Annotated in this window: 12 protein-coding genes; 6 read left to right on the forward strand and 6 right to left on the reverse strand. The window is 67.7% G+C overall.

What is annotated here, in order from left to right:
- Positions 1-267 precede the first annotated feature (267 nt).
- From ACWDXS_RS21210 to ACWDXS_RS21225, 4 genes are read right to left on the reverse strand one after another with little or no spacing between them, the layout of a single operon-like run.
- Positions 268-1,353, reverse strand: a complete 1,086-nt coding sequence (locus tag ACWDXS_RS21210) for an NAD(P)H-dependent flavin oxidoreductase (protein WP_378990662.1) — start codon at positions 1,351-1,353, stop codon at positions 268-270.
- A complete protein-coding gene (locus ACWDXS_RS21215) occupies positions 1,350-2,096 on the reverse strand; it encodes a CoA-transferase subunit beta (RefSeq protein ID WP_378990661.1) in 747 nt (248 codons plus the stop codon). Before ACWDXS_RS21215 ends, ACWDXS_RS21210 begins: the two co-directional genes overlap by 4 nt.
- The gene (locus tag ACWDXS_RS21220) at positions 2,093-2,983 is read right to left on the reverse strand and encodes a CoA transferase subunit A (protein ID WP_266297857.1); all 891 of its coding nucleotides are present in this window, start codon (positions 2,981-2,983) and stop codon (positions 2,093-2,095) included. The genes ACWDXS_RS21215 and ACWDXS_RS21220 overlap by 4 nt, the downstream gene beginning before the upstream one ends.
- Positions 2,980-3,744, reverse strand: coding sequence for an enoyl-CoA hydratase family protein (locus ACWDXS_RS21225; protein ID WP_056818882.1), 765 nt, complete (start codon positions 3,742-3,744; stop codon positions 2,980-2,982). The genes ACWDXS_RS21220 and ACWDXS_RS21225 overlap by 4 nt, the downstream gene beginning before the upstream one ends.
- Positions 3,745-3,814: 70 nt before the next feature.
- Between ACWDXS_RS21225 and ACWDXS_RS21230 the strand changes: the two genes are divergently transcribed.
- From ACWDXS_RS21230 to ACWDXS_RS21250, 5 genes are all read left to right on the forward strand, one after another.
- Positions 3,815-4,591 (forward strand): SDR family oxidoreductase, encoded by a 777-nt coding sequence (locus ACWDXS_RS21230; protein WP_379314553.1) that lies wholly within the window; start codon positions 3,815-3,817, stop codon positions 4,589-4,591.
- A 221-nt stretch (positions 4,592-4,812) separates the two neighbouring features.
- A complete protein-coding gene (locus tag ACWDXS_RS21235; protein ID WP_449968000.1) occupies positions 4,813-5,724 on the forward strand; it encodes an SDR family oxidoreductase in 912 nt (303 codons plus the stop codon).
- Between the two features lie 202 nt (positions 5,725-5,926).
- Complete coding sequence (locus ACWDXS_RS21240; protein ID WP_387446264.1) at positions 5,927-7,180, forward strand: hypothetical protein; 1,254 nt, start codon at positions 5,927-5,929, stop codon at positions 7,178-7,180.
- A gap of 11 nt (positions 7,181-7,191) precedes the next feature.
- A complete protein-coding gene (locus ACWDXS_RS21245; protein ID WP_378631659.1) occupies positions 7,192-7,707 on the forward strand; it encodes an ImmA/IrrE family metallo-endopeptidase in 516 nt (171 codons plus the stop codon).
- Positions 7,704-8,738, forward strand: a complete 1,035-nt coding sequence (locus ACWDXS_RS21250) for a hypothetical protein (protein WP_387446265.1) — start codon at positions 7,704-7,706, stop codon at positions 8,736-8,738. The genes ACWDXS_RS21245 and ACWDXS_RS21250 overlap by 4 nt, the downstream gene beginning before the upstream one ends.
- 130 nt (positions 8,739-8,868) lie before the next feature.
- Here ACWDXS_RS21250 and ACWDXS_RS21255 read toward each other — a convergent pair whose 3' ends face one another.
- Both ACWDXS_RS21255 and ACWDXS_RS21260 read right to left on the reverse strand, forming a co-directional pair.
- The gene (locus ACWDXS_RS21255) at positions 8,869-9,285 is read right to left on the reverse strand and encodes a helix-turn-helix domain-containing protein (RefSeq protein ID WP_019044759.1); all 417 of its coding nucleotides are present in this window, start codon (positions 9,283-9,285) and stop codon (positions 8,869-8,871) included.
- 365 nt (positions 9,286-9,650) lie between these two features.
- Positions 9,651-10,814: a steroid 3-ketoacyl-CoA thiolase gene (locus tag ACWDXS_RS21260; RefSeq protein ID WP_378990655.1), complete on the reverse strand. Its 1,164-nt coding sequence runs from the start codon at positions 10,812-10,814 to the stop codon at positions 9,651-9,653.
- A 132-nt stretch (positions 10,815-10,946) separates the two neighbouring features.
- Between ACWDXS_RS21260 and ACWDXS_RS21265 the strand changes: the two genes are divergently transcribed.
- The gene (locus ACWDXS_RS21265; protein WP_378990654.1) at positions 10,947-12,236 is read left to right on the forward strand and encodes a cytochrome P450; all 1,290 of its coding nucleotides are present in this window, start codon (positions 10,947-10,949) and stop codon (positions 12,234-12,236) included.
- Position 12,237 lies beyond the last annotated feature (1 nt).

Genomic DNA, 12,237 nt, shown 5'->3' on the forward strand with positions numbered 1-12,237 from the left:
GGACCTGCCGTGAGAACTCGGCGTCCATGCGACCTCCCGGTGCGATGTCGATGTCCGGCAAACTTTAGGCGACCGGGCACCGTCGGGAGCGGGTTCGAGCGCGTGTCGCGACCACGAGACGCCCTGAACCGAAAATGCACCGGACCCGATGCGCACCTCGTGAGTGCGGCATCGGGTCCGGTGCTCGATCGCCCCCGTGGGACCGACGGTTGGCTCAGGGCCGTCGATCGGGGCGAGTTCGTGGCGGGAGCCGGGTACGGCTCCGGGTCAGTGGGCTTCGGCGGCGGACTCGACGGTGAGCGCCGAGACCGCCTCGATCCGGACGATGGCGTCGGCGACGATCCCGTCGATCAGCTCCGCCACCGTCGGCAGGCTGTCGATGATGCCGGTGACCTGGCCCGCGGGCAGCACGCCCGCGTCGGTGCGACCCTCGACGAGACCGGCCTTGGTCAGCATCGCCGAGTTCGCCGCCATCACGACCTGAGACCAGCTGAGGTCCTTGGTCTTTCGCATGGCCAGACCGTCACGCATCAGCGTCGACCATTTCATGCCGGTCATGCTCTTGAACTTGGCCGCGTTCGACACCGCCGCCGACAGGCCGCGCCAGCCGCCGGAGTGCTCGAGCTTGGTCACCAGTTCGGTGTTGAGCATCCGATGCGGCATGCCGTCGACCTTCACCGACACCACCGTGTCCCCGAGGCCGCGCGCCAGGTACTCCTGCTTCACGGCCTCGGGAACGGTGCTCTCCTGGGTGAGCAGGAAGCGGGTGCCCATCGCGACACCGGCCGCGCCGTAGGACAGCGCGGCGGCCAGGCCGCGACCGTCGAAGAAGCCACCCGCCGCGATCACCGGGATATCGACCGCGTCGAGCACCGACGGCAGCAGCAGCGTGGTGGCGACCGGGCCGGTGTGCCCACCGCCCTCACCGCCCTGCACGATCACCGCGTCGGCGCCCCAGGACGCCACCTTCACCGCGTGCTTGGCGGCACCGATCGACGGAACTACCACGACACCGGCGTCTTTGAGCCGGGCGATGAGTTCCTTCTTCGGCGCGAGCGCGAAGGACGCGACGCGTACCTGCTCGCGGATGAGCAGCTCGATGCGCTCGCCCGCGTCGGTGGCGTCGGCGCGGATGTTCACGCCGAAGGGTTTGTCGGTGAGCGACTTGGTCTTGGCGACCGCCGCCTCGAGCTCCTCGAACGTCATCGTCGCCGAGGCGAGAATGCCGAGTCCGCCCGCGTTGGCGGTGGCCGCGACCAGTCGGGGGCCGGCGACCCAACCCATGCCGGTCTGTACGACCGGGTGCTCGATGCCGACCAGCTCGGTCAGCGGAGTCCGCAAGCGCGCGCTCATGCCGCTACTTCCTTCTCCCGGAAACCCTTGGGATCGAGCACGGTTCGGATGATCCGCAGCTCTTCCTCGGTCGGCAGCCTGGTCTCGCCTGCCGAACCCAGCTCGGCGATCTCGAAGGAGGTGTTCTCCGCGACCTCGGCCGCGCTCACGCCCGGGTGCAGCGACAGCGCGCGCAGGGTGTGGTCGGGACCGTTGAAGTCGAACACGCCCAGGTTGGTCACCACCCGGTGCAGATGATGGAAGCGGTACGCGGGATTCTCGGGATCGATTCTGTCGTAACCGATTCCGGAGATGATGTCGACCTTCTCGACGAACACCCGGTTGTTGTGGCGGGGCACGAAGTAGCTGGTCGCGTGGTTGATGGTGTTGCCTGGCGCGCCACGCACACCGAACATCTGCCTGGTCGGCTGCTGGAGCGGACCGAAGGCCGACAGGTTCTGGTTGCCGAACCGGTCGATCTGGTTGGCGCCCATCACCACATGGCGACGGCCCGAGGCGACCACGTCGAACACCCGGGAGAACGGAATCCAGCCCTCGACAGGGGCTTTGGCCCCGATCGCCGGTACCTCGGCGAAGAACAGCGCCTCGCCGTCGGACAGCAGCAGGTCGGGTTCGAAGGTGAGCCGGGCCAGCCGGGCGCCGATGGTGGTGACTGTCGACATCGGGCTGGCCATGATCTCACCGGCCCCGCGGAAGATCTCCGCGGCGGCGACGACGCAGACCTCAGCACGAGTAATTGTCATAGCTTCTGCTCCTCAGCGAACGCGGCTACCGCGGACTGGTATTCCTCTTCGGAGACATCCAGGTAGCGGGCCTTGAACTCGGCCCACGACTCCGGCGTCTTCGCGGCCGCCACATAGTGCTTCTGAAACTTCTCGTCGCGCCCGTAGCTGCCGGAGAAGGTGAAGTGCGCGCCACCGGGTGACTCCACCACACCGTCGACCAGCATGCGGTTGAGGATGATCGACTGTTGCGGAACGGCTTTCACCAGTTCCTCGGTCTCGACGATGCGATCCACCGAGACGTAGCGACGCTCCGCCGCCAGGCAGTACAGATCGTCGAAGTACGGGTCGACGCCCGTGTAGGCGGCGTTGCCGTGCTTGTCGGCCAGATCCAGGTGCACGAACGACGCGTCGAGATTCAACGCCGGCATCGCGACCAGGGTCTCGACGCGACCGTCGGCGGCGGGATACGGCGACGCGACGGTCTTCAGCTCGCCCTCCCAGAAGTCGAGCACCGCCGATCCGAGCCCGGCCCGGATCGGCAGGAAGGGCAGTCGCGCGGCGGCCGCTTGCAGCCCGCACTTCACCATCCCCTCGTCCATCTCGCGCACGGTGATCGCGCCCTCGGTGCGCGCCTTCGCGAACCACGGGTCGTAGAACGGCGCCGAATCCAGCGACACGAATCCGTAGTACGCCTTGCGGACCTTGCCCGCCGAACACAGCAGACCCAGGTCGGGGCCGCCGTAGGTGACCACGGTCAGGTCGGTGACGTCGGAGCGCAGCAGGGCGCGCACCAGCGCCATCGGCTTGCGTCGTGAACCCCAGCCGCCGATCCCGATGGTCATGCCGCTGCGCAGCTCACCGACCACCTCGTCGAGGGTCATTCTCTTGTCGCGCATGGCTTTCAGCTCTCCTTCTTCTGCGCGGCGAGATCGTCGTCGAAGCGCGCCCTGATCTCGTCGGCGACACCGGCGAGGTTGAGCTCCATCGTGAAGCCCTGCTCGTAGCGGTAGGAACGGTGCACGTCCTGCACGTCGATGCCGTTGAGCGCGCGTTTGGCGGCGCGGATCACGCGGCCGTCCTTGTTCGCGATGTTCTTCGCCACGTCCATCGCGGCGGCGTCGAGTTCGGCGCGCGGCACCACCTTGTACACCGAGCCGAAGTGGTGCAGCTGCTGGGCGGTGAGCTTGCCCGCGGTGTAGAACATGGTGCGCATCAGGTGCTGGGGGACCAGCCGGGACAGGTGCGTGGCGGCGCCGAGCGCGCCACGGTCCACTTCGGGCAGGCCGAAGGTGGCGTCGTCGGAGGCGACGATGACGTCGGAGTTGCCGACCAGGCCGATGCCGCCGCCGAGGCAGAAGCCGTTCACTGCGGTGACCACGGGCACCTCGCAGTCGTAGACCGCGGCGAAGGCGTCGAAACAGCCGTGGTTGGCGCGGATCAGCGCGGTATGGCCGACGTCGGCGTTCATCTCCTTGATGTCGACGCCCGCGTTGAACCCGCGGCCCTCCGCGCGCAGCACGACCACCCGGGTCTCCTGGTTGCGGCCCGCTGCCCGGACGGCGTCGGCCAGTGCGAACCAGCCGTCCGAGGGCAGGGCGTTGACCGGCGGGTAGTCGACTGTGACGACCTCTACCCCGTCGGCTTCGGTGTGACGGTTTATCCCCATCGCGATGTCTCCTCGTGCGCGCCCCGGCGAACCCGAGACAAAGCAAGCAATTGCTTGGTAGGTTAACACGGTGGCTGTAGAAATCGACCTTTCCGAGCAGATCGTTCTGGTGACGGGTGGCGTCCGAGGTGTCGGCGCCGGAATCAGCCGGGCCTTCCTCGCCGCGGGCGCGACGGTGCTGACCTGCGCACGCAGACCGGCCGACGAGCCGATCACGGTAGGGGACCGCGGCACCGAACACCTCACCTGCGATGTGCGCGATGTCGACGCGGTGCCGGCGATGTTCGCCGAGATCGTCGCCAGGCACGGCCGGATCGACCATGTGGTGAACAACGCGGGTGGTGCGCCGTTCGCGATGGCCGACGCCGCGAGCCCCAAATTCCACGCCAAGATCGTGGAGCTGAACCTCCTCGCGCCGCTGCTGATCTCGCAGCAGGCGAACGCGTTGATGCAGAAGCAGGACGCGGGCGGCTCGATCGTGATGATCACCAGCGTCAGCGGCCACCGCCCCTCACCCGGCACCGCCGCCTACGGCGCGGCCAAGGCGGGCCTGGACAACCTGGTCTCCTCACTGGCCGTCGAATGGGCCCCGAAGGTCCGGCTCAACTCCGTCGTCGTCGGTCCGGTGGAAACCGAACTCAGCCACCTGCACTATGGCGACGCCGACGGAGTCGCCGCCGTCGCGAAGACCGTCCCCCTCGGCCGCCTGGCCAACCCCGCCGACGTCGGCAACGCCGCGCTGTTCCTGGCCTCCCCCCTGGCCGCCCACATCAGCGGCGCCGCCCTGCTCGTCCACGGCGGCGGCGAACGCCCCGCCTTCCTGGACGCCGCCAACACGAACAACTAGCCGCCGATGCGAACCCGCAGTAGTCATCCCGTCCAGCGACTGAACATTCCCCACCTGCCGCAACCAACGCCACCCACCCAACCCAACCACCACGATTTTCGGCCGCCTCGCATCCGAAGGGCGAGACGGAACGCCGAAGGCGCAGTATCGCCCTTCGGATGTGAGGCCCTCAGGGCCGAAAATCCCGCGGCGCCAGCCGCCAATAAACACAGGAGCTACACATGACTGACCAGGTGATCTGCGCAGGCCGCATCGTAATCGTCACCGGCGCAGGCCGCGGAATCGGCCGCGCCCACGCCCTGGCCTTCGCCGCGGCGGGCGCCCGCGTGGTGGTCAACGATGTCGGCACCGCGCTCGACGGCGCAGCCACCACGGAAACCCCCGCTCAGCAGGTCGTCGACGAGATCGTCGCGGCCGGTGGCGAGGCCGTCGCCAACTACGACGACGTCGCCGACTGGGAAGGCGCCCGCCGCCTGATCCGTCAGGCCGTCGACACCTTCGGCGGCCTCGACGTGCTGGTCAACAACGCGGGCTTCGTGCGTGACCGCATGCTGGTGAACCTCGGCGAGGACGAGTGGGACGCTGTCGTACGCGTGCACCTCAAGGGCCACTTCGCCACCATGCGGCACGCGGCCGAGTACTGGCGGGGCGAGTCGAAGGCGGGCCGCCCGGTGGACGCCCGCGTGATCAACACCAGCTCCGGCGCCGGTCTGCAGGGCAGCGTCGGCCAGGGCAACTACGGCGCCGCCAAGGCGGGTATCGCGGGTCTCACACTGACCGCGTCGGCCGAGTTCGGGCGCTACGGCGTGACCGTGAACGCCATCGCTCCCGCCGCCCGCACCCGGATGACCGAGACGGTCTTCGCCGACACCATGTCCGCCCCCGATGCGGGCTTCGACGCGATGGCTCCGGAGAACGTCTCACCGCTGGTGGTGTGGCTCGGCAGCACCGAATCCGCCGGGGTGACCGGCCGGATGTTCGAGGTGGAAGGCGGAAAGGTGGCGCTGGCGCAGGGCTGGATGCACGGCACTCCGGTCGATCGCGGCGCTCGCTGGAACCCCGCCGAACTGGGTCCGGTTGTCAAGGAACTGATCGAGAAGAGCACCCCGCCGGAGCCTGTGTACGGTGCATAGCAAACTTTGAGGCGTGCGGCCGGGGAAATGTCCCCGGCCTGCACTTATGGCATGTCACACACGTCCAGGGGGCTGGACGACTCTTGCTCTCTTCTGCGGTCCCGGGACCGTGGGTTTACTATGGGCTACTGTTCGTCGATCCCGGAATGTGTCGCGACCGGGGGTAATTCTGCGCTGAATAACTAAGGGGATGATCTAGCGCATGGCCATTGGTCGCATGTTGCGCGTGTTTGCCGCTGCGAGTGTGCTGGCCGGCTGTGCGTTGTTAGGGCCCGCGGTCGCCATGGCCGCCCCGGAAAAGCCGCCGACGCCTGCCGCGCAGGCCCCCGGCAGCGGAAGCTCGGGGCAGGGCAACGGCAGCGGTGGCAACGGCGGTCAGAGCACTCCGACTCCCAAGCCCGATGAGCTCAGCCTGCCCGGTCAGGGGCAGAACCAAGGCAACGGCAACGGTCAGGCGACCAACCCGGCTCCCGGTACCGACCCGGTTGCTCCGCAGGCGGGCGCCCCGGTCGCCGGTGAAGGCGAATGGACCCCGCTCACCATCCCCGGCCAGTCCAGCGCTGACGTTCCCAAGAAAGAAGTCGCGGGCCCGCTCTCCGGATCGGCCGCCGCGGGTTCGGCCGCGGCAGGCGCGGGTTCGGCCGCCGCGGGCGTGGTCCTCGGTACCGGTTCCGCGGGGCTCGGAGTGCTGCTCGGTACCGGTTCGGCAGGTCTCGGGGTGGTTCTCGGTACCGGTTCCGCTGGCGTGGCCGCCGTCCTCGGCACCGGCTCGGCAGGCGCCGCCGCAGTGCTCGGCACGGGTTCGGCCGGTGCCGCGGCGGTACTCGGCACGGGTTCGGCCGGTGCCGCGGCGGTACTCGGTACCGGCTCGGCCGCAGTCGGCTCGGCCGCCGCGGGTACCGGTTCGGCCGCCCTCGGCGCGGGCTCTGCTGTCCTCGGAACAGGTTCTGCCGCAGTGGGTTCCGCTGCCGCCGGTTCCGCCGCAGTAGGTTCCGCGGGTGCGGGCTCGGCCGCTGTCGGTTCCGCCGCTGTCGGTTCGGCGGCGGTCGGCTCGGCCTCGCCCCTGCTGTTGTTGCTGATCCCGATCCCTTCGGTCCCGGCCGTTCCGGCGCTTCCGTCGATCGCGATCCCACCCACTCCCGCGGTCCCCGGTGTCCCGAATATCGCTGTGGCAGTACCCATTCCAGCCGCCGCACCACCGGCGGCCGAGGCTCCGGCCCCCGCCGCACCACCCGCCGCGGCGGCACCGGCACCGGCGGCCAAGCCGAACCACGAGTTCAAGCCGACCAGTGACAACAGCGGCCTGCCCGAACCCGAACTCCTGTCGGTGATCGGCGGCCTGATAGCGCTCACACTGGCCGGAACCGGTTCGGGCGCAGTGAGTTTCCAAGGTGCCGCGGCAGCCCAAGCGCGGGTGAACGCGGCGCGTGCCGAGTTCTTCGGACCGAGGTCGTGAGGGGATCTTCGATGAGTAAGAGCAAGACCCAGAGCACCTCCCGGTCCTATCGCCGCGTCGCCGCCGCCGTCGACGCGGTGTGCGCGGTGGCCGCCGACTCCGACGCCACCAGCCTCGACGAGGTGGTCCATGCCATCTCGCTGGAGCGCAAACGCGAAATCGAGATCACCAGCGCGAACCTCGGCCCCGGCGTGTGCGGTCAGCGCCGGTTCTACCCCGAACGCGACATCATCGTGCTCGCCGACGCTCTCCCGAGTCGCGATCACACCCTCGCCCACGAACTCGGCCACATCGTCTTCGACCACGAGGGCGCGCCCGCGGTGGAGACGACCCTCGAGGTCAGCGACGATCTGATCGCCTACATGCTCAGCCAGCGCGCCCACGCGCAGATCGTCGACGACGGCGCCGACGATCTCGCCGAATGGGAAGCCGAGACCTTCGCGGCCATGCTCATGACGCGCCTGCGCGTATTCAGCAACCGGGGCGCAGGCGTCTCGGTCCTTCGATTCGATGAGGCACTCGGATGACACTCTGGTTGACAGCCCTGCTGGTCTGGGTTGCCGCGGGTGCGCGAGTGGGTCGCGTGCTGGTGAAGCCCGCGACGACCGCCCGCGTGGCCATCGTCGTCGCGGTCGCCGCCGTGGCACTCGCGGTCACCGTCGCCATACCCGAGATGGCTGTTGCCATCGACAACCTGATGAAGGGCGGTGTGCACAGCGGCTGGCTGTCCACCGGTCTCGTGATCTCCGCCTGGATCCTGTTCACCACGGCCACCTCGGTGGTGGCCTCGGCGGCGTGGCCGGTGGTCTCGCGGCGCAACCTGCGCCAGGTCGCGATGGTCGTGTACGGCGTCGGCGCGGTGGCCATCGCGATCACCCTGGCGTGGTCGTTCACCTTCGGCTGGATCGCCGTCGCGCTCGGCGCGGTGTTCATCGTCACCACCGGTCTGCGCAACCTGGACTGGACGATCCTCGGTCGTGGCATCGCCATCTACATCACGGGCACCGCGATGGTCGCGGTGCTCGCGGTCGCCAATGTGGGCCGCGCGTTCCAGAATGCCGCGCCGACGCCGCCCAACGAACCGCTGTGGGGCTGGGCCGCGTGGGAGATCGCGGCGCTGCTGATCGCGCTCGGTGCCGTGTCGATCGTGATCGAGCTGTGGTGGCGGGCCAAGCTCCTGCTGCGCAAGATCCGTCCGCTGCACCAGTTGATGGTCGGCCGGTTCCCCGAGGTGGTCGCGCCCGAACAGAACGCCACCTCGGCCCAGCTCAAGGCTTCCGATCACATGGCACAGGTGATGGACGCGCTGTATCTGCTCTCCGGCAGCGGCATCGTGATCCCGGCGGCCGGTGAGCCGCCGAGTTCGGTGCCGCAACGGGCCGCGGTGGTGGCCGAGTGGGCGCGAAATCCGTTGGGGGACTTGTTCGTCGACGCGCGATGGATCGCACCGCCGCCCGGCATCAGCCCCCGCGGCTGGGTGCTGGCGCTGTCGAATCAGTACGAGTACGCGGTGGCCGACGCGAAGACGGCACCGCAGAACGCCGCTTCCTCGACCTAGGTCGGATACGCAGAAAACGGGCCTGAGCTGGTGATTTACACCGTCTCAGGCCCGTTGTCTGCGTATCCGACCTATTTACGGCCGTACCCAGGACACCATCAGGTGCGTCAGGCCGGCCGCTGCGTGGATCCTATTCTGTTCCGTCCGGAGGAATTTCGGGCAAGCCTTCGCTGGCCCGTAGCTTCTCCGCCATCGAGGTGAGCAGATTCTGTGATTCTTCGGACAGGTCGAATGCCCTACTCGACAGTCGACGAAGTCCATAACCCTGCAGCTGCGCGAGCAGCTCCAGGTCGTGATCGATCTTGGCCGCGTAGATATCGTTGAAGAAGTAGTCAGGCTTGACCTTGAAGAACTTCGCCAGGGCGGCCACCGTCTCGTCGGACGGATTCGTTCGTTGTCCCGACCGCAACTGCGAGAGATACGGCTTCGAGATCGGATGCCCGGAGGCAGTCAGCGCAGCCGCAACCTCTGCGTTGGTGTGCGGCTTGCGCCCCGGGGGATGCACGGTTTCGAACAGCTTGTTCAGCCGCGCCGCGAAATCAGCCATTGTGAGCCGCCCAATTCCCTTCACTGTACTAACAGTCGTTATCTCGGATACGTATCATTGATATTAGCGGCTCAGTAACTGAAAACCTACGCCTGATTGGGGATTTCTCTACGATTTCCGACGCTCACCTGCGTGCAGGGGCGGCGGCGGTCGCGTTTGCGGGTCGCGCCAACGACTCTTGTGGAGCGCTGGGGTGCCCGGGTTCGTGCCCGTCGCGGGGTTCTTCCACCATGCCCTCATGATAGCCCAAAGATAGCTGACATCTCATGATCCCCCTGCCCCCCGTGACTTTGTGGCGTACGACACGTTCCGGGCGCCCTGGGATGAATGTTCAACCTGGGCGCCCGGTTTCGGTAAGGGCCAGTCTACAGGCGCTCGATGATGGTGCCCGTCGCCAGTGCGCCGCCGGCGCACATCAGCACCATGGCAGTGCCCTGACCTGTGCGTTCGAGTTCGTGTAACGCGGTCGTGATCAATCGGGAGCCGGTAGAGCCCACAGGATGCCCGATTGCGATCGCGCCGCCGTTGACATTTACCCGTTCCATGTCAGGTTGATGTACGGCAGCCCACGAAAGTGCGACCGACGCGAATGCTTCGTTGATCTCGAATAGATCGATATCGCCAATCGTCATTCCGGAGCGCTCGAGCAGTCGGGTGCACGCCTGCACCGGACCGTCCAGATGGAACTCCGGTTCGGCGCCGACGAGTACCTGGGTGTGAATCCGGGCGCGCGGACGCAAACCCTTTCGGCGCGCGACGGTTTCGTCCATCAGCAGCACGGCGGCGGCGCCGTCGGAGATCTGCGACGAGGTGCCCGCGGTGTGGATGCCGTCGGCCACGACCGGTTTCAGCGCCGCCAGCCCTTCGCGGGTGGTCGCCCGCAGGCCCTGGTCGCGGGCGACCTCCACCTTTTCGCCGGTGGCCACGCCCTCGCCATCGAGTACCGGCGCCGAGACCGGAAGTACCTCGCGGTCGTAGCGGCCCTCGGCCCACGCCTTGGCCGCCAATTGCTGGGAGCGCAAACCGAATTCGTCGATATCGGACCGGGTGATCCCGCGCCTGCGGGCGATGCGCTCGGCGGCGCCGAACTGGTCGGGCAGATCGATCGACCACGACGCGGGCCGTCGCGGCCCCGCCTCGGTGCCGACATTGGCGCCGAGCGGCACCCGGCTCATCGCCTCGACGCCGCACGCGACGCCGACGTCGATCGCGCCGGTGGCGATGAGGCCCGCGATGAGGTGGTTGGCCTGCTGGGCCGAGCCGCACTGGGCGTCGATCGTGGTCGCGCCGGTCTGCCACGGCAGGCCCGCGTGCAGCCAGGCGACGCGGGTGACGTTGTTGGATTGCTCGCCCGCCTGGGTGACGCAGCCGCCGATCACCTGCTCGACCTCGGCCGGGTCGAGACCCGCCCGGTCGAGTAGTCCGCGCTGGGCCAGGCCGAGCAATTCGGCGGCGTGCAGTCCCGAAAGTTGCCCTCGACGTTTGCCGATGGGGGTCCGCACGGCCTCGACGATCACGGGTGTGCCCATGTGATTCTCCCTTATAACTGCAACAGGTTCTGATCTTGAGCTCAGGGTAAAACCGCGAGGTTCTTCCGTCGCGGCGACCGCTATGCTTGAATGATTATAGAACGTGTTTCAGTTTGTCGAAGGAGACATCTGGTGGTAGATCCGAGCACCGCACACGCCGGCCCCGTGACGGGTGCCCGGCCGAACCTGCCGGACGGGTTCGACGTTACCGACCCGGCGATCTACGCCGAGCGGATTCCGGCCGAGGAGTTCGCCGAACTGCGTCGTACGGCCCCGATCTGGTGGAACCCGCAGTCGCCCGAGGTGGGCGGGTTCCATGACGACGGCTTCTGGGTGGTGAGTAAGCACGCCGACGTCAAAGAGGTGTCGCGCCGCAGCGATGTGTTCTCCACCTTCGAGAACACCGCGATCCCGCGCTTCAACGACGACATCCAGCGCGAGCAGATCGAACTGCAGCGCTTCGTCCTGTTGAACAAGGACGCCCCCGAGCACACCAAGTTGCGCAAGTTGATCGCCAAGGGCTTCACCCCGCGCGCGATCAACGGCCTGCGCGCCGAACTCTCGGCCCGTGCCGAGGGCATTGTGAAGCGAGCCCTCGAGTCCGGCAGCGGTGACTTCGTCACCCAGGTGGCGTGTGAGCTGCCGCTGCAGGCGATCGCCGAACTGATCGGTGTGCCGCAGGAGGACCGGATGAAGGTCTTCGACTGGTCCAACGACATGACCAGCTACGACGATCCCGACAGCACCGCCGATCCGGTCGCCGCGTCGATGGAGATCCTCGGCTACGCCTACCAGATGGCCGAAGCCAGGAAGGCCTGTCCGGCCGACGATCTGGTGACCACGCTGATCGAGGCCGACGTCGACGGCGAGCACCTCACGCCGGAGGAATTCGGCTTCTTCGTGATCGTTCTGGCCGTCGCCGGCAACGAGACGACCCGCAACGCCATCACCCACGGCATGATCGCCTTCATGGAGAACCCCGACCAGTGGGAGTTGTTCAAGAAGGAGCGCCCCGCCACCGCGGCGGACGAGATCATCCGCTGGGCCACCCCGGTGACCTCCTTCCAGCGCACCGCGCTCGAGGACACCGAACTCGGCGGCGTGCAGATCAAGAAGGGCCAGCGGCTCGTGATGCTGTACCGCTCGGCAAACTTCGACGAGGACGTGTTCGAGAACCCGGAGACGTTCGACATCACCCGCGCCGACAACCAGCACCTGGCCTTCGGCGGCACCGGCGCCCACTTCTGCGTCGGCGCGAACCTGGCTCGGCTCGAGGTCGATCTGATCTTCAACGCGATTGCTGATCATCTGCCCGATATCACGCAAATCGGTGATCCGAAGCGGCTGCGTTCGGGTTGGCTCAATGGGATCAAGGAGCTGCCGGTCGATTACAAGCCCGCCGGCTGCCCCGTCGCGCACTGAG

The organism is Nocardia sp. NPDC003183 (assembly GCF_053590715.1).

Excerpts from the sequence above, each read along its gene's own strand:
- ACWDXS_RS21215 (WP_378990661.1), bottom strand. The coding sequence starts at position 2,096 with ATGACAATTACTCGTGCTGAGGTCTGCGTCGTCGCCGCCGCGGAGATC.
- ACWDXS_RS21245 (WP_378631659.1), top strand. The coding sequence starts at position 7,192 with ATGAGTAAGAGCAAGACCCAGAGCACCTCCCGGTCCTATCGCCGCGTC.
- ACWDXS_RS21240 (WP_387446264.1), top strand. The coding sequence starts at position 5,927 with ATGGCCATTGGTCGCATGTTGCGCGTGTTTGCCGCTGCGAGTGTGCTG.
- ACWDXS_RS21250 (WP_387446265.1), top strand. The coding sequence starts at position 7,704 with ATGACACTCTGGTTGACAGCCCTGCTGGTCTGGGTTGCCGCGGGTGCG.
- ACWDXS_RS21225 (WP_056818882.1), bottom strand. The coding sequence starts at position 3,744 with ATGGGGATAAACCGTCACACCGAAGCCGACGGGGTAGAGGTCGTCACA.
- ACWDXS_RS21210 (WP_378990662.1), bottom strand. The coding sequence starts at position 1,353 with ATGAGCGCGCGCTTGCGGACTCCGCTGACCGAGCTGGTCGGCATCGAG.
- ACWDXS_RS21235 (WP_449968000.1), top strand. The coding sequence starts at position 4,813 with ATGACTGACCAGGTGATCTGCGCAGGCCGCATCGTAATCGTCACCGGC.
- ACWDXS_RS21255 (WP_019044759.1), bottom strand. The coding sequence starts at position 9,285 with ATGGCTGATTTCGCGGCGCGGCTGAACAAGCTGTTCGAAACCGTGCAT.
- ACWDXS_RS21260 (WP_378990655.1), bottom strand. The coding sequence starts at position 10,814 with ATGGGCACACCCGTGATCGTCGAGGCCGTGCGGACCCCCATCGGCAAA.